17 protein-coding genes are annotated in these 18,298 nt (G+C 47.8%); 1 reads left to right on the top strand and 16 read right to left on the bottom strand.

What is annotated here, in order from left to right:
- Positions 1-61 precede the first annotated feature (61 nt).
- The 3 genes from NW747_RS07240 to hslV all read right to left on the bottom strand — a co-directional run bounded on the left by NW747_RS07240 (position 62) and on the right by hslV (position 3,196).
- Positions 62-1,051, bottom strand: a complete 990-nt coding sequence (locus NW747_RS07240; RefSeq protein WP_273186396.1) for a biotin--[acetyl-CoA-carboxylase] ligase — start codon at positions 1,049-1,051, stop codon at positions 62-64.
- A gap of 259 nt (positions 1,052-1,310) precedes the next feature.
- A complete protein-coding gene (gene hslU / locus NW747_RS07235) occupies positions 1,311-2,666 on the bottom strand; it encodes an ATP-dependent protease ATPase subunit HslU (protein WP_273186393.1) in 1,356 nt (451 codons plus the stop codon).
- Complete coding sequence (hslV, locus tag NW747_RS07230; RefSeq protein WP_273186390.1) at positions 2,666-3,196, bottom strand: ATP-dependent protease subunit HslV; 531 nt, start codon at positions 3,194-3,196, stop codon at positions 2,666-2,668. The genes hslU and hslV overlap by 1 nt, the downstream gene beginning before the upstream one ends.
- Before the next feature lie 316 nt (positions 3,197-3,512).
- Between hslV and NW747_RS07225 the strand changes: the two genes are divergently transcribed.
- Positions 3,513-3,983: a PaaI family thioesterase gene (locus tag NW747_RS07225; protein WP_273097160.1), complete on the top strand. Its 471-nt coding sequence runs from the start codon at positions 3,513-3,515 to the stop codon at positions 3,981-3,983.
- 574 nt (positions 3,984-4,557) lie between these two features.
- Here NW747_RS07225 and NW747_RS07220 read toward each other — a convergent pair.
- From NW747_RS07220 to NW747_RS07160, 13 genes are all read right to left on the bottom strand, one after another.
- Positions 4,558-5,841 carry an O-acetylhomoserine aminocarboxypropyltransferase/cysteine synthase family protein gene (locus tag NW747_RS07220; protein WP_273186387.1) on the bottom strand — a complete coding sequence of 428 codons (1,284 nt, stop codon included), beginning with the start codon at positions 5,839-5,841 and terminating at the stop codon, positions 4,558-4,560.
- A gap of 557 nt (positions 5,842-6,398) precedes the next feature.
- Positions 6,399-7,019: a phosphoribosylanthranilate isomerase gene (locus NW747_RS07215; RefSeq protein WP_273186385.1), complete on the bottom strand. Its 621-nt coding sequence runs from the start codon at positions 7,017-7,019 to the stop codon at positions 6,399-6,401.
- Positions 7,020-7,027: 8 nt separating this feature from the next.
- A complete protein-coding gene (locus NW747_RS07210) occupies positions 7,028-7,861 on the bottom strand; it encodes a hypothetical protein (RefSeq protein WP_273097001.1) in 834 nt (277 codons plus the stop codon).
- 136 nt (positions 7,862-7,997) lie between these two features.
- Positions 7,998-8,906: a UDP-N-acetylmuramate dehydrogenase gene (gene murB, locus NW747_RS07205; protein WP_008859337.1), complete on the bottom strand. Its 909-nt coding sequence runs from the start codon at positions 8,904-8,906 to the stop codon at positions 7,998-8,000.
- A gap of 204 nt (positions 8,907-9,110) precedes the next feature.
- Positions 9,111-10,028, bottom strand: coding sequence for a ribose ABC transporter substrate-binding protein RbsB (gene rbsB / locus NW747_RS07200; RefSeq protein ID WP_008859338.1), 918 nt, complete (start codon positions 10,026-10,028; stop codon positions 9,111-9,113).
- 13 nt (positions 10,029-10,041) lie between these two features.
- The gene (locus NW747_RS07195) at positions 10,042-10,980 is read right to left on the bottom strand and encodes an ABC transporter permease (protein ID WP_008859339.1); all 939 of its coding nucleotides are present in this window, start codon (positions 10,978-10,980) and stop codon (positions 10,042-10,044) included.
- Between the two features lie 4 nt (positions 10,981-10,984).
- Positions 10,985-12,466: a sugar ABC transporter ATP-binding protein gene (locus NW747_RS07190; RefSeq protein WP_273096997.1), complete on the bottom strand. Its 1,482-nt coding sequence runs from the start codon at positions 12,464-12,466 to the stop codon at positions 10,985-10,987.
- A 19-nt stretch (positions 12,467-12,485) separates the two neighbouring features.
- Complete coding sequence (gene rbsD / locus NW747_RS07185; protein WP_008859341.1) at positions 12,486-12,890, bottom strand: D-ribose pyranase; 405 nt, start codon at positions 12,888-12,890, stop codon at positions 12,486-12,488.
- Positions 12,878-13,768, bottom strand: a complete 891-nt coding sequence (rbsK, locus tag NW747_RS07180) for a ribokinase (RefSeq protein ID WP_273186382.1) — start codon at positions 13,766-13,768, stop codon at positions 12,878-12,880. The genes rbsD and rbsK overlap by 13 nt, the downstream gene beginning before the upstream one ends.
- Positions 13,769-14,055: 287 nt before the next feature.
- Complete coding sequence (gene fumC / locus NW747_RS07175; protein WP_273186379.1) at positions 14,056-15,441, bottom strand: class II fumarate hydratase; 1,386 nt, start codon at positions 15,439-15,441, stop codon at positions 14,056-14,058.
- 311 nt (positions 15,442-15,752) lie between these two features.
- The gene (gene budA, locus NW747_RS07170; protein ID WP_273186376.1) at positions 15,753-16,487 is read right to left on the bottom strand and encodes an acetolactate decarboxylase; all 735 of its coding nucleotides are present in this window, start codon (positions 16,485-16,487) and stop codon (positions 15,753-15,755) included.
- A 61-nt stretch (positions 16,488-16,548) separates the two neighbouring features.
- Complete coding sequence (locus tag NW747_RS07165; protein ID WP_273186373.1) at positions 16,549-17,916, bottom strand: phosphohexomutase domain-containing protein; 1,368 nt, start codon at positions 17,914-17,916, stop codon at positions 16,549-16,551.
- Positions 17,916-18,224, bottom strand: a complete 309-nt coding sequence (locus NW747_RS07160; RefSeq protein WP_273094755.1) for a YerC/YecD family TrpR-related protein — start codon at positions 18,222-18,224, stop codon at positions 17,916-17,918. Before NW747_RS07160 ends, NW747_RS07165 begins: the two co-directional genes overlap by 1 nt.
- Positions 18,225-18,298 lie beyond the last annotated feature (74 nt).

The following is an 18,298-nucleotide window of genomic DNA, read 5'->3' as shown; positions in this document are numbered from 1 at the left end:
GAGAGAAATGCCCGGAACGGCTGAAACATAACTTCCAAACGCTCAAAGAAATGAAATTATCTTATCTCTTTGGAAGGGGCGCATCAATGGGACGAATAGATACGTCACCGGCAATGACTCGGGTTACGTGGGATCCTGTATCTACCAGAAGGCATCCATCCTTATCGATATCGACAGCCTTGCCTGTGTAGCTGTCATTTCCGAAAATGACCCGTACTTCCTGTCCCAGAGTAACGGAAAGGGTCTTCCAGTCTTCCAGCACCTTATCAAAACCTTCAGTCTGAGCAATATGATATTCCTTCTCCAGTTCTGCCAGAATGGCCGCCAGAAGATCTTTGCGGGATACGTCGATGCCTTCATTGAGGAAGGATGTGGAAGTCTCGCGGAAAGCCTCAGGAAATTCGCTTTTCTTCATGCCTGTATTGATACCGATACCCATGATAATATAATCAATTTTTTCCATGGATGCAGACATTTCCGTAAGAATACCTACCATCTTTTTGCCATGATAAAGGATATCATTCGGCCATTTGATGCCGGCATCTTTCAGTCCCAGACGTCGGATGCCGCGGCATACGCCAATGGCAGCCAGAAGAGTACATTTGGATGCTTCCATGGGGAAGAACTTCGGCCGAAGAATAAGGGAAAACCAGATGCCCTTGGCAAAGGGGCTGTAGAATCCGCGGGTAAGCCGCCCATGACCGCCGGTCTGCTCCTCTGCCACCACAATGGTCCCTTCCTCCGCCCCTTCCCTGGCGATTTTCTTTGCTTCCTCGTTAGTGGAACGGGTGGAAGACATGTACACCACATGACGTCCAAAAGTTTCCGTATGGAGGGCACTGTTGATTTCCAACGGCGTCAACAGGTTGGGAGCATAAATGAGCCGATACCCTTTTCGTGTACTGGACTCAAAAATATAGCCCCTCTCCTTTAGTACTTTGATATGCTTCCAGATGGCTGTACGGGAAACGTGGAGATCTTTGGAAATCTGTTCTCCTGAAACAAATTCCCCATTCGCCTTCCTGAAGTAATCCAGGATTTCATTTCGCATAAAAGCGCCTCCTATGATAAACCGCGACAGAATGTTAGAAAAAACAGCCTTGTAAACTGCCTTTTCTGTAATGCCTTGGAACAATACTTCCTTAACTCTTTTCCTATTATAGCCAGTTGTAAACCATTCGTCAACCTGCATGTATTATGATATTAACATTTTGGAGCATAAAAGTTTACCTTTTTACTTTCCTTCCGGATCCCGTTGCAATCCGGCTGAAAATAAAAATGGCCGGCAGCTTCAGCCGCCGGCCTTGTACTTAAAGAATGTAGTTGGAAATATCGATATTTTCCCTGATTCTGCCCAGTTTCTCTCTTACATAGTCACTGTCTACCACCATTTCCTTTTCTTCCATATCCGGAGCATCAAAGGAGAGGTCTTCCAGCACTCTCTCCAGTATGGTGTAGAGCCTTCTGGCACCAATGTCTTCCGTTTCCAAATTAACCTCCGAGGCAATTTCTGCAATGGTATCCAGTGCATCTTCTGCAAAGGTTACATGAAGGCCTTCCGTATCCAAAAGGGCGGTATACTGACGAATCAGAGCCTGCCGAGGTTCTGTCAGGATTTTCCGAAGATCTTCTTTCGTAAGACTGGAAAGCTCTACGCGGATAGGGAAACGGCCCTGCAGTTCCGGAATCAGGTCACTGGGTTTGGACACATGGAACGCACCGGCCGCCATGAAAAGAATATGGTCTGTTTTCACCTGACCATACTTCGTTTTCACCGTAGCGCCTTCTACAATCGGAAGGATATCCCTCTGCACCCCTTCCCGTGATACATCAGGGCCGCCGGAAGCACCGGTTCTGCCGGCAATCTTATCAATTTCATCAATAAAGATAATGCCTCTTTCTTCCGCATAATGGATGGCCCTGTCCTTCACCACTTCCATATCCACCATTTCATCGGCTGCCTCTTCTGTCAGAATTTTCTTTGCTTCCCGAACGGTAACCTTCTTTTTCTTCATCTTTTTGGGCATCATACCGGCAATCATGACGGAAATCTGGTTTGCCTGCTCATTATCCGACTGGGGCGCATTGCCTTTGTCTTCCACCTTGATCTCAATCTGCCGGTCATCCAGTTCGCCACTTCGGATTCTTTCCACCAGTTCTTTGCGCCGCTGTTTTTCTTCCTGATTTTCCGGCTTATCGGCCTGCTTTTCACCGAAAATAATATCCATGGGGCTTCGGGTCTCCGGCTTTTTAGAAGGCCACAGAACTTCGGCAATGCGATGCAGCGCTTCTTCCTCCGCGTCCCTGCCATGACGGGCGGATTCCTCTTTCTTCACAAGACGCACCGCTTCTTCCACCAGGTCCCGCACCATGGACTCTACGTCTCTTCCCACGTAACCTACTTCGGTGTACTTGGTGGCTTCCACCTTCACAAAAGGTGCATGGGTCAGGGAGGCAATCCTCCGGGCAATTTCTGTCTTGCCTACGCCGGTGGGGCCAATGAGAAGAATATTCTTGGGGCTGATTTCCCTGGAAATATCCGGTGGCAGCTGTCCTGCCCGCCAGCGATTCCGAAGAGCCACTGCCACAGCCCGTTTGGCATCCTTCTGCCCGATAATGTAATGGTCCAGGTATTCTACAATCTTACGGGGTGTTAATTCTTCCATCAGATTTCCTCCACAATAACATTATGATTGGTGTATACGCAGATATCTGCTGCAATATGAAGTGATTTTTCCGCTATTTCACGGGCAGAAAGATCTGTGTTCTGTGACAGTGCCCGGGCAGCGGAGAGAGCATAGTTGCCGCCGCTTCCAATGGCCAGAATACCATCATCCGGCTCAATCACTTCTCCGCTGCCGGAGACAAGGAAAAGATGCCCTCCATCGGTGAGAATCAAAAGGGCCTCCAGTTTCTGGAGCACCCGGTCGCTGCGCCAGTCTTTGGCAAATTCCACGGCCGCCCGCACCAGATTGCCATTGCAGTCTCGAAGTTTGGCTTCAAATTTATCAAAAAGAGAAAAGGCATCTGCCACGGAACCGGCAAATCCTGCAATAATCTTCCCATGATACAGCCGCCGCACTTTCCGGGCCGTATTCTTCATTATTACCGCATTTCCCATGGTGACCTGCCCGTCACCGGCCATGGCTGTATGGCCGTCCTTCTTCACCGCCAGTATGGTTGTCGCTGTAAACATAACTCCTCCTTCTATTTGAATGCTATAAAAACACCGCCTTTCGGCAGTTCTCCATTTCTACTTATATTATACGTTACAGAGAAAACAATGGGTAGAGGAAAGCGCCCGAAGGATTCAAAAGTTTCAATGGGCCCGGCATTGATGCTCCTAAAAGGGATCCATTTCTATAAACAGCATTTCCTGCCTGACCCTGGTATACGGGGTTGTAAAGAAAAATGGGAATCCCTGAGAAATCTATTCCGCCTCCCATCTTGCAATCTTTCACTATCGCCGTTATCATGAGGAGTAACAGAACAATTGAGAAAAGGATGGGACCATGATGGATACCAATATAAAACAGCTCAGAGATCCGGAGGAAATCCGGCAGCACATCCGGAACATTTATAAGAAAAACCGGTTCATGGAAGATTATTTCCATATCCACATTGATGAAATTCACTGCGGCAGTGTCACCGTCAGTCTGAAGACAGACCCACTGAAGCACAACAATCACAGGGGCCGCCTCCATGGCGGTGTGCTGGCTGCCCTGGCCGATTCCGTCACCGGTGTCACCAGTGCATCCGTAGGAGCTTCCGTGGTTACTGTAGCCATGACCATGAATTTCATCCGTACTGCCAAACCGGGAGAAACCATCCGTGTCACCAGCCATATCACTCACAACGGTCACTCCACCATTGTCATAGAAGCGGATATGTTTGACGAAGAGGATCATCTCATGTCTAATATACTGGCCACCATGATGGTGGTGGACCGGTTCACAGAAATACCGCGGCGCTGGAATGGTTGACCGGAACTGCCGCTTCGCGTCTCTAAGGAAGCGCTGATTAAATCATTGTTTACTTTTATTCTTGAATTTTTATGCAATGTGAGGAATGGGCTGACGCGAATAGCGAGCTATTTAGGGAAGCCCATGACGAAACAGTGCATAAAAATTCTTATAAAAGAAAACTCTATGAATTAATCAGTGCTTCCCTAATACAAAAGATGCCCAGGGCAGCGGCAGTTTCACTGTATTTTTCCCCTTTTATCCCAAACAGGAAAATGAAACTATCCTTTGGCAGAAAAATAAGACCTTTCCATATAGAGTTCAAGAGTCATTGGCAGTCGCCAGGCGCAGCCTGCATACTGGCAGTTCCGGGCACCTTCCACCGTGAATCCTGCTTCACAGGCTTTCCCTGGTATAACTTGAAACTTTCAGTGGATATCACTGGCTTCGTCAACGATACCGGCTCCAGCAGGAAGGCAGTTTCTTTTCTCCTCATAAACTCCAAGCCCAATCAAAAACTCTCCCCGGTTCGGGAGAGTTTTTGATTGAAGCCGCCCCATTTCCAGGCAGCTCCTTTTATGAAGTTTCTAAAAGATCAGATTTTGGAAAGTGCCTGTTCCACATCTTCCAGAAGATCGTCAATATTTTCAATGCCCACAGAAATACGGACAGTGCCGGGAGTAATGCCGGCAGCACGCTGGGCTTCTTCATCCAGCTGCTGATGGGTGGTGGAAGCAGGATGTACCACCAGGGACTTGGAATCCCCTACATTGGCCAGGTCCGAGAAAATATCCAGATTATCGATAAAGTCTCTGGCTGCCTTGAATCCGTCCTTCAGCTCAATGGAGAAGATGGAGCCTGCGCCTTTGGGCAGATATTTCAGCTGGAGCTTATGATAAGGAGAGGATTCGAGGCCCGGATAGTTAACCTTTCCCACCTTCGGATGTTTTTCCAAAAATTCCGCCAGTTTCTGGGCATTGGACACATGACGTTCTACGCGGAGAGACAGGGTTTCCAATCCCTGGATAAAGAACCAGGCAGAGATGGGGGAAATGGCTGCGCCTGTATCACGAAGAACCTTGGCACGGATGCGGGTTACAAATCCTGCGCCTGGTACATCGGTAGCAAAGTTGATACCATGATAGGAAGCATCGGGGTTAGCAAAGTGAGGATACCTTTCCGGCTGATTCCAGTCGAACTGTCCATTTTCAATAATGGCACCGCCCAGGGTGGTTCCGTGACCGCCAATGAATTTAGTGGTCGAATGAATGACTACGTCAAGGCCATGTTCCAACGGCCGGAAGAGATAGGGGGTGGCAAAAGTATTGTCGATAAGCACCGGCAGATGATGGGCATGAGCAATGTCACGGATTGCATCAAAATCAGGAATATTGATAGCCGGGTTGCCCAGCGTTTCAATGTATACAGCCTTTGTCCTGTCGGTGATAGCTGCTTCAATTTCTTCCGGATGATCAGGATTTACGAATTTGGTATGAATACCCAGCTGGGGAAGTGTATCGGTGAAAAGTTCATAGGTGCCGCCATAAAGAGTGGATGCAGAAACGATTTCATCACCGGCGCCGGCAATATTAAGGATAGAATAGGTCACTGCCGCTGCGCCGCTGGCCACTGCCAGACCTGCAGTGCCTCCTTCCAGGGCAGCCAGTCTCTTTTCCAGTACATCCTGGGTCGGGTTGGTAAGACGGCCATAAATAAAGCCCGGTTTACGAAGAGCAAAGAGATCTTCCCCTTCCTGCGCATCGTGGAATACATAGGAAGTGGTCTGATAAATAGGAACAGCCCTGGCTCCTGTGGTGGGATCCGGTACCTGTCCTGCATGCTGCTGAAGAGTTTCAAAACGATATTTTTTGTCTGCCATAATAATTGCCTCCGTATTTTGTATTAAGTAAAGTTAAATGCTGATTTCTCTATCATGCTGCACATTCGACATCGTATCCCTGCCATATCCTATTCCTCCTCTTTTCAGGAATTTTTCAGGAAATTTTCCTGTCCGGACTCTGCCGTGAAGGTACGTTCCTGTACCCCTGCGCTGTATCGGGCGTCTCCCGGATATGTACACACGGTCTCTCAGAAAAGACGGTTAATAAATAAAAAAACTCCCGTCCTTACCAGGACGAGAGACTCGTGTTTCCACCTAATATTTCCGCCTATGTCTCCATAGACAGCTCATGAGGTACTTGGTCATGCCGCATACCCGCGCTCTATATCGGGAGTTCCCGGGAAGGCCTACTATATCTTTCGGCCCGCCAAACTCAGAAATGCACTTCACGTCCCTATCCATATCCGCTTCCACTCTCCGGACTCGCTTTGCTGTATTCAGGACCCTACTCTTTTCTTCCTCGTTTGAAGTTGAATTAACTTTACCATGAGATTTTCATTTTGTCAAGAATAAATGGGGCCTTAGGAAAGATTATTTCATGATGACTTTTCGTCTGCTTCTTTTACTGCTTCAATGAACGCCTGGATTTTGACAGGATCTTTTCCTTGTTTATCATCATATTCTACACCGGAAGAAACATCCACCATCCAGGGATGCACCTGCCTGATAGCCTCTCCTACATTGAAAGGATGAAGGCCTCCTGCCAGTATGAATTTTCTTCCTTCTGCAGGAATCTGCTCCAGACAAGACCAGTCAAAGGATTTGCCGCTGCCGGGAGCTGCCGCATCAAAAAGATAGGCAAAAATCCGGGGATAGGACTCCATCACAGGCACCCTGTCCTTTACATTCACAGCGCGGATGATGGGAATACCCGCTTCTGCAGAAATATCTTCTGCCAGATGTCCATGAATCTGCAGCACATCAAAACCTGCCTCTTCTATGAGTTTCACCTGTTCCAGAGTAGGTGAGACAGTCACCGCGGTTTTTTTGATTTCGGGCGGCAGAACCTCCATGATTTCCCTTGCCTTCTCTATGGTGATATTCCGCCTGCTCTTTGGATAGAAGAGCACCATACCTGCATAGTCCACCTGATTGGAAGGCAGAAAGGCTGCTTCCTCCGGTGAAGTAAGACCGCATATTTTAATCCTTGTTCTCATAAAGCCTCCTACCAGGCTACACCGGTGGTAATATTAATCTTCATAGACTCCAGAGACATGCCGGTGGTATATTCGATTTCCCGCTGCACCTTATCTCTCATGGTGTGAATCACGTCCCGGATTTCCTGAGGCGTTCCAGTACGGACCGTTACGTCCAGATAAAGGATAAGACCATTCACCTGGCTCTCGCTTTTTTTACTTCGCACATGGCGGATTTTAATCCTCTTAAGTCCGCTGGCAGCATAATTAACCAGACTTTCTATGACTTTGTCTGAAAAGGTAAGCTTTCCGTAATAACTGAAAACAGGGCGCACCACGGACCTTTCATTCCATTCGCTGAACCGCTTCGGCTCTTTTTTCCTGTTTCTCAGGAAGCGGAGGGGATCCACCATATACCCTTTAAAATAGGGCTTCAGTTCCATGGTAGGCACAGGTATGACATGCTTTCCTTCCTTGTGCCTGGCTTCGCTGGCTTTCAGCATATCTTCCGGTTTAGCCACATCTTCAATGCGGATGTACTTGGCCGGCATAGGGAGATCCAGAGCCTTGGCAATGGTGACCACCATACGATCCGATGTGCCCAGGATAAGCACCCGTTTGGGATTGATTTTTTGTAGAGCCGCCCGCACTTCATCCCTCTGCTCTTTATCCCAGAAAATGGCTCTCCGCACTGCTTTAAGACGACTTTCTTCCCTCTTGGCCGATTTCCCTGCCACAATGCGGCTGTGATAGATAAGAATGCCGTCATCAATAATACAGGACGCCTTATTTTCATAAGCAATCACCAGCGCCCTATCACTTTTCCCTGTACCCGGCGGCCCGTAAAATCCGATTACTTCCATAGCCCTGCTCCTTTCATCATTTCTTTTTCCCATTATACCATGGAGATATAGAAAAAAGGCAGGTTCCCCTGCCCTTCTGAACTATCACTGCACTCTACAGCCCAATCCCACTTCCGGGACATGAATGAAATACCAATTATGCTTCCCCTACAATCTGTACTTCCGTATGGAGATCCACGCCGTATTCCGCTTTGACCTTCTTCTGCACTTCATGGATGAGGGACAGCATATCCTCGCAGCTGGCGTGGCCGTTATTAATGAGGAACCCTGCATGCTTCTCGCTAACCGCCGCATCTCCCACAGCAAAACCTTTGAGACCGAGCTCCTCAATCATCTGTCCAACGAAGTGACCGTCAGGCCGTTTGAAAGTGCTGCCGGCGCTCCGCTTCTCCAAAGGCTGCTTCGTCCTTCTTCGGTTATTCAAATCGTCCATAAGCGCCTTGATATCTTTTTTGTTTCCCGGCTTCAGGGACAGTGTAATATCTACAATCACTTCCCCATTTTCCATGAAGAGGCTGTGTCTGTAGGAATAGCGGATATCACGACTGTCATAGGTAATGAGGTCCCCTTTCCGATCGCAGGTGGTAGCAGAAACGATGATTTTTGACATTTCTCCTCCATAGGCACCGGCGTTCATGTAAGCTGCACCGCCGATAGTTCCAGGGATACCGCTGGCAAATTCCATGCCCGACAGTCCACTGTCATAGGCTGCCCGCGCTGCCTGGGCCGTAGATACACCGCTGGACACCTTCAGAAGATTGTCATTCTGTTCGATTTTCTGCAGTCTGCCGGTAAAAATCACCACGCCCCGAATACCTTTGTCACGGACAAGGAGATTGGCACCTCCACCCAGCACAAAAACAGGCATGCCATACTTATAAGCCAGCCTGGTCACAATGCAGAGTTCTTCAGCTGTTTTTGGAATCAGAAAACAGTCTGCCGGGCCGCCAATGCCGAAAGTGGTATGGCGGCTCATTGGTTCATTGATTTTAATCTGGTTTTCGCCAAGAACCGTGGCAAAAACGTCAGCATATGTATTATTCATAGATCTTCTCTTTCCTATTGAATTAGTCACTCATATTATTATAAATTTGACTATCATGACAGTCAATGGAATTTATGAAATACTTTGATTGTGACCTCAGACCGTGATCATGCATGAAGAGAGACCGTATCATTCTTTTCCTCCATAAAAAAATCCGCAGACCCAGGTCTGCGGATTTTTCCAGGTTGTCATATTTTGCGGTAATTATTTCTTTTCTACCAGTTTCAGGTCAACAGCAATATTCTTATCTACGTTTTCGCCTTTAGCCAGTTTGAGTGCGGTTTCTACACCGATTTCACCCATCTTATCAGGCTGCTGGGCAATGGTAGCTGCCATGGAACCATCGTTGACTGCCTTGATGCCGTCATCGGTGCCATCGAAGCCGATGATGAAAATCTGCTTGTTGGCAGCTTTGGCAGCACTTACAGCGCCGAGAGCCATTTCATCGTTCTGTGCGAAAATAGCCTTCACATCAGGATTAGCCTGGAGAATGTTTTCAGAAACGGTGAGGCCTTTGGAGCGGTCGAAATCTGCGCTCTGTTTAGCCAGAACCTTAAGTTTGTTGTCAGCGATATTATGGAAGCCCTGTCCTCTTTCGCGAGTAGCAGATGCACCGGGAATGCCTTCCAGTTCAGCCACTGGTGTACCTTCGCCCAGTTTGGAAACGATATATTCAGCTGCCATTTCGCCGCCTTTTACGTTGTTGGAAGCGATGTGAGCTGCTACTTCACCTTTATCAGCGGAGCGGTCGATGGTAATAACAGGAATCTTTGCCTTGTTGGCTGCCAGAACGGAGTTAGAAATAGCTGCAGAGTCTACCGGGTTTACGATGAGGACAGAGATATTTCCCTGGAGCAGGTCGGCAATATCATTGGACTGCTTAGCCGGGTCATTCTGGGCATCTACGATTTTCACATTTACGCCTGCTTTGTCAGCTGCAGCTTTTACGCTGTTAGCCATAGTAACAAAGAAGGGATTATTCTGGGTGGAAACAGAGAAACCAATGGTGACTTTCTTGGAACCGGAAGCTGCACCGTCAGCTTTCTTGTCAGAAGAGCCGCAGCCTGCTGCGGAAATGAGAGCTGCGCCGATAAGAGCAGCCAATGCGATTTTCTTTAACAACTTGTTTTCCTCCTTAATTTTTCTTGCGGTCCATAAGCACTGCGAGTAAAATGACAACACCTTTGACAACCTGCTGATAGAAGCTGGAAACATTTAATATATTAAGACCATTATTCAGGGTACCAATAATTAATGCGCCAATGAGGGTACCGGAAATACGGCCTTTACCGCCGGCAAGAGATGTGCCACCTAAAACAACAGCTGCAATGGCGTCCAGTTCATAGCCCATACCAGCTGTAGGCTGAGCACTGTTCAGGCGGGCAGTGAGGATGGCTCCGGCCAAAGCGCAGAGGCATCCGGTCAACGCATAGGCAAAAATCTTGATTCTGTCGATTTTAATGCCGGAAATATAGGATACCTTTTCATTACCGCCCACAGCATAGGTCTGACGGCCAAGAGGCGTCTTTTTCAGAATGAAGAAAAGGATGAAGAATGCAATAAGCATGATAATAGCCGGTACAGGAATATCAAGGATAAATCCCTGTCCGAAACCGGTGAAAATGGGGTCATCGGAAAGGCCGGAAATCGGGTTGCCATTTGTATACACCAGGGTAGCGCCACGGTAAATCGTCATGGTAGCCAAAGTGGCAATGAAAGGTGCCACCTTGCCATAGGAAATGATCACGCCATTCACAGTTCCCAGAAGGATGCCGATTACAGCAGAAAGGACAATGGCCAGTTCCGGATTGGTGCCCTTGGTAATCATGCTGGCCATCAGGGCACTGGAAAGAGCAAGAATACTGCCTACGGACAGGTCGATACCGCCGGTGAGGATGACGAAGGTCATACCAAAGGCGATCAAAGCGTTAATGGAAATCTGGCGGGCCAGATTTTTCAAGTTGGACGGATCAATGAAGCTGTCATTCAATACGGAAATGACAACAAAGAGAAGGACAAGACCGATGAGCGGCCCCATTTCCCTGATTATATTTTTTACTTTTGCGGAACTCATGCTTTTACTCTCCTCCGGTTGCAAGTGTCATAATGCGTGTTTGGGTGGCATCCTTATGCTCAACGATGCCTGCGGCTCTGCCTTCATGAATAACAAGAATACGGTCGCTCATGCCGATAACTTCCGGCAGTTCAGAAGAAACCATGATAATGGAAACCCCCTTGGCGGTAAGTTCATTCATCAGGTCGTAAATATCTTTCTTTGCGCCGATGTCGATTCCTCTGGTAGGTTCATCCAGAATCAGAAGTTTCGGATGCATGCCTACCCATTTGGCGATAACCACTTTCTGCTGGTTGCCGCCGGAAAGAGTGCTGGCAGGAAGATTAATATCCTGCGCTTTGACTCCCAGGCGTTTGGAAAGCTCACTGGAGAAATCAAACTCTTTCTTATCGTTAATCACATGGCTCTGGGCCAGCCTCTCTTCGCTGGGGAGTGCAATGTTTCTTTCAATGGAGAAGTCAAGGATAAGGCCTTCGGTCTTCCGGTTTTCCGTAATGAAGCCGAAGCCATGGCGGATGGCATCTCTAGGATTTTTGATATGGATTTCTTTGCCTTCAAAATACAGCTTGCCCGATTCATGGGGATCCACGCCAAAGATAGCACGCATGATTTCCGTGCGTCCTGCCCCCATAAGGCCTGCTACCCCCAGGATTTCCCCTTTCCTCAGGTTGAAGGAAATATCCCGGAACACGCCGGGCTGGGTAAACCCTTCCACGCGGAAAATCTCATCACCCGGCACATTGGTGCGGGCCGGATAGTATTCGCTCATGACGCGGCCCACCATATCCCCTACGATCTGGTCCATGTTCGTTTCTTCCGTAGGACGGGAGCTGATGGTCTGACCATCCCGCATGACGGTAATGGTGTCGCAGTTGGCAAACACTTCTTCCATGCGGTGGGAAATATAAATGATGGATACCCCTTTGTTTTTCAGCTTTTTCATTACTTCAAAAAGGCGGTCCGTTTCCCTTTCGGTCAAGGCAGCGGTAGGTTCATCCATGATGACAGTCTTGGCATCCAGCATAAGGCTTCTGGTGATTTCCGTCATCTGCTGCTGGCCTACGGAGCATTCCCCCGCGATTTCATCCAGCGGCAGATCAATGCCGATTTCCTGGCATTTCGCTTCGGCCATTTCACGCATTTTTTTGAAATCAATGGTACCAAACCTTGTTTTCGGCTGGTTCATAAGGAATAGATTTTCCAATACCGACAGGTTCGGCCAGATGTTCAGTTCCTGGTGGATAAAGGCAATGCCATGCTCTTCGGCATCTTTATTATTCTTAAAGGTAACTTCCTTTCCGTCCACCATAATGGTGCCGGCATCTGCCCTGTGAATCCCGGTGAGAATGTTCATAAGGGTGGATTTGCCTGCCCCATTCTCACCCATCAGCGCATGTACTTCGCCGGGACGGACATGAAGATTGACCCCGCCCAGGACCTTGTTGGCGCCAAAGGATTTGCAGATGCCTATCATATTAATATCCATGTACTTTCAGATACCTCTCTTAGAAGATGACTCCGGACTGGAGAATCACATTGGAGAAAGGAGTGATTTCGCCGGTCCTGATGACTGCTTTGCAGTCTTTTTCCCAAGCCTTCAGTTCCTCATGGCTTTCCAGCATCACCCACTCCACTTCGCTTTCGGGAAATACTTCCTGCAGCGCTTTCCACTGGGCGGGATTCTGAATCTTCGTTTCCGGTGCCAGATAAATTTTTTCAATCTGCATATATTTTGCCATTTCTTTGATGACTTCAATGAATGGCGGCTCCCCAAGACGAAGAGCCAGATCGATTTTCTGAACCCCTGCCGGAACCGGAAGGCCGCAGTCTCCTACACAGATTTTATCCGTATGGCCCAGGTCGGCCAGAACTTTTGCAATGCTGCTGTTAAGGATTCCTACTTTTTGCATGAGAGCATTTCCTCCACTTCATTTCGCCAGGGCATTCCTCCCTGAGCACCAATCTTTCCAACCGAAAGAGCTGCTGCTGCATTGGCAAAACGGATAGCCTCCCTGATGGAAAGTCCTTCTGCCCTGCCAGCAGCAAAGGCACCGTTGAACGTATCACCGGCGCCTGTAGTATCTACTACAGGTACATGGAAACCGGGTACATGGACCACTTCGTTTCCTTCTCCATAAAGAACGCCTTCGCTTCCCACGGTCATAATCACTTTTCCTGCATGAGACTTCAGGATTTCATCCCTGTCCATGCCCTGGAACATAAGGGCCGCCTCATGTTCATTAGGTGTAATATAGGTCACCTTATCTATCCATTCCTTCGGAATGTCCATGTAGGGCGCCGGATTCAGCATGACCGGCACCTTTTCCTCATAGCAGCGGTCAATAATGTAGCCAATGGTATCCATGGGAATTTCATGCTGCAGCATAACCAGGTCAGAGGTTCTGATAATATCAAAGGCTTCATCCACCACCTGGGGGCTCACTCTGTCATTGGCTCCTTTGAGAACAATAATGCTGTTGTCTCCTTCCGCCAGAATGATATGAGCCGTACCTGTATCCACTCCGTCCAGTACCGATACATAGTCCGTTTTTACGCCGCTTTTCTTCAATGCATCCAGCATGAGACTTCCATAGGCATCGCGGCCTACACAGCCCACCATATAGACTTCCTCACCCAGCCGGGCAGCCGCCACGGCCTGGTTGGCACCTTTGCCGCCGGGAGAAACAATCAGACGTTTTCCCATCACCGTTTCGCCAGCTAAAGGCCTTCTGTCTGCTTCCACCGTGAGATCCATATTGCAGCTTCCGATTACAGAAATGTGCCCCATATAACCTCCCAATTGTATATTCACAAGTATATACTTTTCAAAACCAACTCAAAGTCAACGCTATTATTTTACCACACCACTGCTGGAGATTAAAGGAGAAAGGTAAAAGAAACTTGTGAAAATTTAAAACAGTCCCCTACCTTTCCCATTTTACCATCTATCCTTTTTACCATCTATCCTTATTATACTGAAAATAAAAGAATTCGTTAAGGATGGAAGCATTGATTTACAGACTGAAGAAATAAAGCAAAAAGCAGGGTTTGAAACCCTGCTTATGCATGTATCAATTACCGATCCACATGGGTCATGTCTTTAGGAACAACCCACTGATCATATTCTTCCGGTTTCACATAGCCCAGAGCCAGTGCCGCTTCCCGAAGGGAGCTGTTGTCTTTAAAAGCCTTTTTTGCAATTTCCGCCGATTTTTCATAGCCGATATGAGGCGACAGGGCAGTAACCAGCATCAAAGATTTCTCCACCAGTTCTTCCATTCTCTCTTTATTGACCTTAATACCCCGAGCACAGTGGATATCGAAGGAATGAATAGCAGCTCCCAGAAGTTTCACTGATTCTATGAAGCTGTCTGCCATAACCGGTGCATATACGTTCAGTTCAAACCGTCCCTGGGAAGAAGCCATGGAAATGACCGACTGGTTGCCGTGCACCCGGCAGGCCACCATGGTAAGAGCTTCGCACTGGGTAGGATTGACTTTGCCCGGCATGATGGAAGAGCCCGGTTCATTGGCAGGAATTGTCAATTCGCCAAGGCCTGCCCTTGGCCCGCCGGCCAGAAGACGGATATCATCGGCAAACTTCATGCAGTCTCCAGCCAGCGCATCCAGAGCGCCATGGGTAAAGACCATGTCATCCCGTCCCGTTAAAGCATAGAATTTATTAGCTGCCGAAGTAAAGGGAAAACCCGTTTCCTCGGAAATGGCCTTTGCCACTTTATCCCCGAAATCCTTCGGACTGTTAAGGCCTGTACCTACAGCTGTGCCGCCGATGGCAAGCTCATGGAGATATTTTTCTCCATCTTCAATCATGGACCTGGATTTCTTCAGCATTTCCACCCAGCCAGATACTTCCTGACCAAAAGTGAGGGGTACCGCATCCTGCACATGGGTACGGCCGATTTTTACAGTGTGCATGTACTCTCTGCTCTTGGCTTCAAAAGTAGCCGTCAGGTCATTCAAAGGCCCGTAAAGATAATGATGAAGGGAATACACCGCTGCCACATGGAGGGCAGTGGGGAAAGTATCATTGGAAGACTGAGCCATATTGACATCATCATTGGGATGGACACGGAGAGTGCTTCCTGCCTTTTCAAGCTTACGATTAGCAATATGAGCCACCACTTCATTCATATTCATGTTGCTCTGAGTACCGGATCCGGTCTGGTAAACCACCAGCGGAAATTCACCCTCCCACTTTCCTGCCAGAATTTCGTCGCAGGCGCTGCGGATGGCTTCTCCCTTTTCTGCAGCAAGAGCCCCTCTTTCCTCATTTACCTTGGCAGCGCATTTTTTTAGGATGGCAAAAGCACGAATAATCTCCTTCGGCATTACGTGGCCGATTTTGAAATTTTCAAAAGAACGCTGAGTCTGGGCGCCCCACATATGATCTGCCGGAACGCGGACTTCGCCTAATGAATCATGTTCAATACGATATTCCATAGTGCTCTCCTTCATGAAAAAATTATCCACTGAGTTGTTGAAAAAAGGAAGGAAGCCGTCATGCCTGCTTCCATTTATTCATTGTAGCATGTTGCCTTTATGTAGAAAATTACCAACTTGGTATAGAAAAAGGCCAAATCATTGCATGGAAAGCATACAAGGTTTCTTCTGAAAGCCCCGGCTCAGAAAATCGAATTTCTTGAGGTTCTTACGCTTCATAGGCCTGCTCATTCCGCGGGAAACTTGACAGCCGACTTTAGAACTCAATCCGGGAAGAAAATTCCCAGTGCAATCAGCCCGACTGCTGCCTTCTATTTTCCTCCTTCCACCTTTTTTACTGCATCCTCCAGATTCTCATTAAAATCAATCTTCCCAAAGCCGGAGGAACGGGGCAGTTTCAGTTTGAAATCCGAGAGAAGACAGAATTCTGCTTTCCCTTCCTTCATGCACACATCGAATACATGCCCTCCCTCTTTCCTGTCATCAGAAAGATAGTGGAAATGGTAACCCGGCATGTTAAGGCCACCCATGAAAGAGGGGCAGTAAAGTCCGATGAGAGTCCCTTCCGTATGTTCAAACTGGAATTCCACCTGGTCCTTTTTCATCACTTCATCCAGCCGGGCATAAGGCTTTTTCTGTGCTTTTTCGCTTCTAGCATATACTTTTTCAAAGGTCCCATGAATTCGTATACCATAAAAATAATTAGGACCCCAGTTCTTTATGAATCCGTCCGCTTTTTCACGCAGTTCATCCAGTGAAGAAATGTCTTTCATCGGAAGGGTTCTGTCTGTTTCAAAGAAGAACACATCGGCAAAAGGCACCTTCCAGCGGTCATCTGCTTCCTTCACTTCACCCCTGCCGTTCACCTGGTACACCCTGCCCCGGCACATGACAAGCTCGCCGTCCAGAGAATCAAAGGTACCGATGCCGAAATCCCCCTGTCTTTTCAGTTCCTTCACTTCCACGGATCCTTCATAATGACCCAATACCAGGGACTGCAGAAGTGCTGCCTGGAAAAGGGGTCTGCTGTTTAAAGAAGAATTCATTTTTCCTGTCTCCTTTCCAAAGAGAATTGCCGGGAAAAATCCCGGCAATAACCAATGAAAATCATTCTAATGAATGGATAAAATCCATAACTTCCTTTTTCTTTTCTCCCAAAAGTTTCCTGTCCCCCTTCGTTTCCATATTGAAACGAATCAACGGTTCCGTATTGGAGGGGCGCAGATTGAAACGCCAGTTATCATACTCTATGCCTACGCCGTCAATCAGATCTACCCGGCTGGCACCTTTTCCATATTTTTCTTTCACCTGTTCCAGAATAAAATCACTGTTCTTCACGGTGAGGTTGATTTCACCGCTGCAAGGGAACTCCTCTTCCATTTCCTCCACCAGTTCGCCCAAATGTTTCCCTTTTTCACTCATAATCTCTGCCACAATAAGCCAGGGAATCATGCCGGAATCGCAGTAGGAAAAATCGCGGAAAAAATGATGGGCTGAATTTTCTGCTCCGTAAATTCCCTTGACCCGGCGCATAGTTTCTTTCATGAAGGCATGACCGCCCTTAGATTCCACCGACTTCCCGCCAAGTTCGTGACAGATTTTTTCCGTACACCAGAAGACCCGGGGATCGTGGACAATCGTTTCTCCCTTATGACGTTTGAGAAAATATTCTGCCAGAAGGCCTACCATGTAGTAGCCCTCTACAAAGTGTCCCTTTTCATCGATAAAGAAGCAGCGGTCAAAATCACCGTCCCAGGCAATACCCAGATCCGCCTTTTCGGAAAGTACCGCATCCACAAGGGGTTTCCTGCATTCCTCCAGCATGGGATTAGGTACACCATGGGGGAAGGAGCCGTCAGGATCCATATACATTTCTGTAAAATGGAAAGGAAGATGCTTTTTCAATTCGGAAAAGGCAATATTGGCACAGCCATTTCCTGCATTCACCACAATATGAAAAGGTTTCATAGCCTTCACATCTACAAAACTCAGAAGAGAAGCTATGTAGTCGGAAAGGATTTCCTTATGAAATAAATTTCCCTTTTTACCGCATTCCGGAAAATTGCCGGAAAAAGCCAGCGTTTCGATATCCTTCAGGCCTGTATCGGCACTCACCGGAATTCCTTCCTCCCTCACAATTTTAATGCCATTGTAATCGGAAGGATTATGGCTGGCCGTAATCATGAAGCCCCCATCCATGCCATAGTGAAAAGTACCGTAATACATCATTTCCGTGCCGCAGAGACCGATATCATATACATCGCTGCCGCCATCCATAAGGCCTCTGGCTGCCGCTTCGCTGATTTTTTTTGAACTGGGCCGAACGTCAAAGCCGATGCACATGGCTTTGGGATGGTACAGCGCCGCATAGGCACGGCCCACCCGGTAGGCCAGGTCTTCATTCACTTCATCCGGCACAATGCCACGAATATCATAGGCCTTAAATCCTTTATGAGACATCTGTAAAGGTTCCATTATTTATTTTCTCCCTTCTCCTTCAGACGGCCAAGTACGGTAAGATAACCATCAGCGCCATACTTAAGGCACCGCTTCACCCTGGAAATGGTGGCAGTACTGGCGCCGGTTTTCCTTTCAATCTGGTCATACTTCTCCCCGCTCTCCAGCATGCGGGCCACCTCCAGACGCTGGGACATATCACGGAGCTCATTTATGGTGCATAAATCTTCAAAAAATTCATAGCATTCATCCCTGGTCTTTAAGGAAAGGATGGCATCAAACAATGTATCTGTCAGAGGATTGACAAGTCTCTGGTTTACACTCATAGGTATCCCTCTTTTCATTTCAGAAACCGGCTTTTCAGTCAGCTTTTTTACTTTAGTATATTATAGCATTACAG

This window comes from Dialister succinatiphilus, assembly GCF_928721695.1.
In the GTDB taxonomy this organism is placed as follows: Bacteria; Bacillota; Negativicutes; order Veillonellales; family Dialisteraceae; genus Dialister; species Dialister succinatiphilus.
The sequence above is the reverse complement of the archived record's forward strand: the minus strand, read 5'-3'. Positions and strand labels throughout refer to the sequence as shown.

Excerpts from the sequence above, each read along its gene's own strand:
- NW747_RS07240 (WP_273186396.1), bottom strand. The coding sequence starts at position 1,051 with ATGCGAAATGAAATCCTGGATTACTTCAGGAAGGCGAATGGGGAATTT.
- hslU (WP_273186393.1), bottom strand. The coding sequence starts at position 2,666 with ATGGAAGAATTAACACCCCGTAAGATTGTAGAATACCTGGACCATTAC.
- hslV (WP_273186390.1), bottom strand. The coding sequence starts at position 3,196 with ATGTTTACAGCGACAACCATACTGGCGGTGAAGAAGGACGGCCATACA.
- NW747_RS07225 (WP_273097160.1), top strand. The coding sequence starts at position 3,513 with ATGATGGATACCAATATAAAACAGCTCAGAGATCCGGAGGAAATCCGG.
- NW747_RS07220 (WP_273186387.1), bottom strand. The coding sequence starts at position 5,841 with ATGGCAGACAAAAAATATCGTTTTGAAACTCTTCAGCAGCATGCAGGA.
- NW747_RS07215 (WP_273186385.1), bottom strand. The coding sequence starts at position 7,019 with ATGAGAACAAGGATTAAAATATGCGGTCTTACTTCACCGGAGGAAGCA.
- NW747_RS07210 (WP_273097001.1), bottom strand. The coding sequence starts at position 7,861 with ATGGAAGTAATCGGATTTTACGGGCCGCCGGGTACAGGGAAAAGTGAT.
- murB (WP_008859337.1), bottom strand. The coding sequence starts at position 8,906 with ATGAATAATACATATGCTGACGTTTTTGCCACGGTTCTTGGCGAAAAC.
- NW747_RS07195 (WP_008859339.1), bottom strand. The coding sequence starts at position 10,980 with ATGAGTTCCGCAAAAGTAAAAAATATAATCAGGGAAATGGGGCCGCTC.
- NW747_RS07190 (WP_273096997.1), bottom strand. The coding sequence starts at position 12,466 with ATGGATATTAATATGATAGGCATCTGCAAATCCTTTGGCGCCAACAAG.
- rbsD (WP_008859341.1), bottom strand. The coding sequence starts at position 12,890 with ATGCAAAAAGTAGGAATCCTTAACAGCAGCATTGCAAAAGTTCTGGCC.
- rbsK (WP_273186382.1), bottom strand. The coding sequence starts at position 13,768 with ATGGGGCACATTTCTGTAATCGGAAGCTGCAATATGGATCTCACGGTG.
- fumC (WP_273186379.1), bottom strand. The coding sequence starts at position 15,441 with ATGGAATATCGTATTGAACATGATTCATTAGGCGAAGTCCGCGTTCCG.
- budA (WP_273186376.1), bottom strand. The coding sequence starts at position 16,487 with ATGAATTCTTCTTTAAACAGCAGACCCCTTTTCCAGGCAGCACTTCTG.
- NW747_RS07165 (WP_273186373.1), bottom strand. The coding sequence starts at position 17,916 with ATGGAACCTTTACAGATGTCTCATAAAGGATTTAAGGCCTATGATATT.
- NW747_RS07160 (WP_273094755.1), bottom strand. The coding sequence starts at position 18,224 with ATGAGTGTAAACCAGAGACTTGTCAATCCTCTGACAGATACATTGTTT.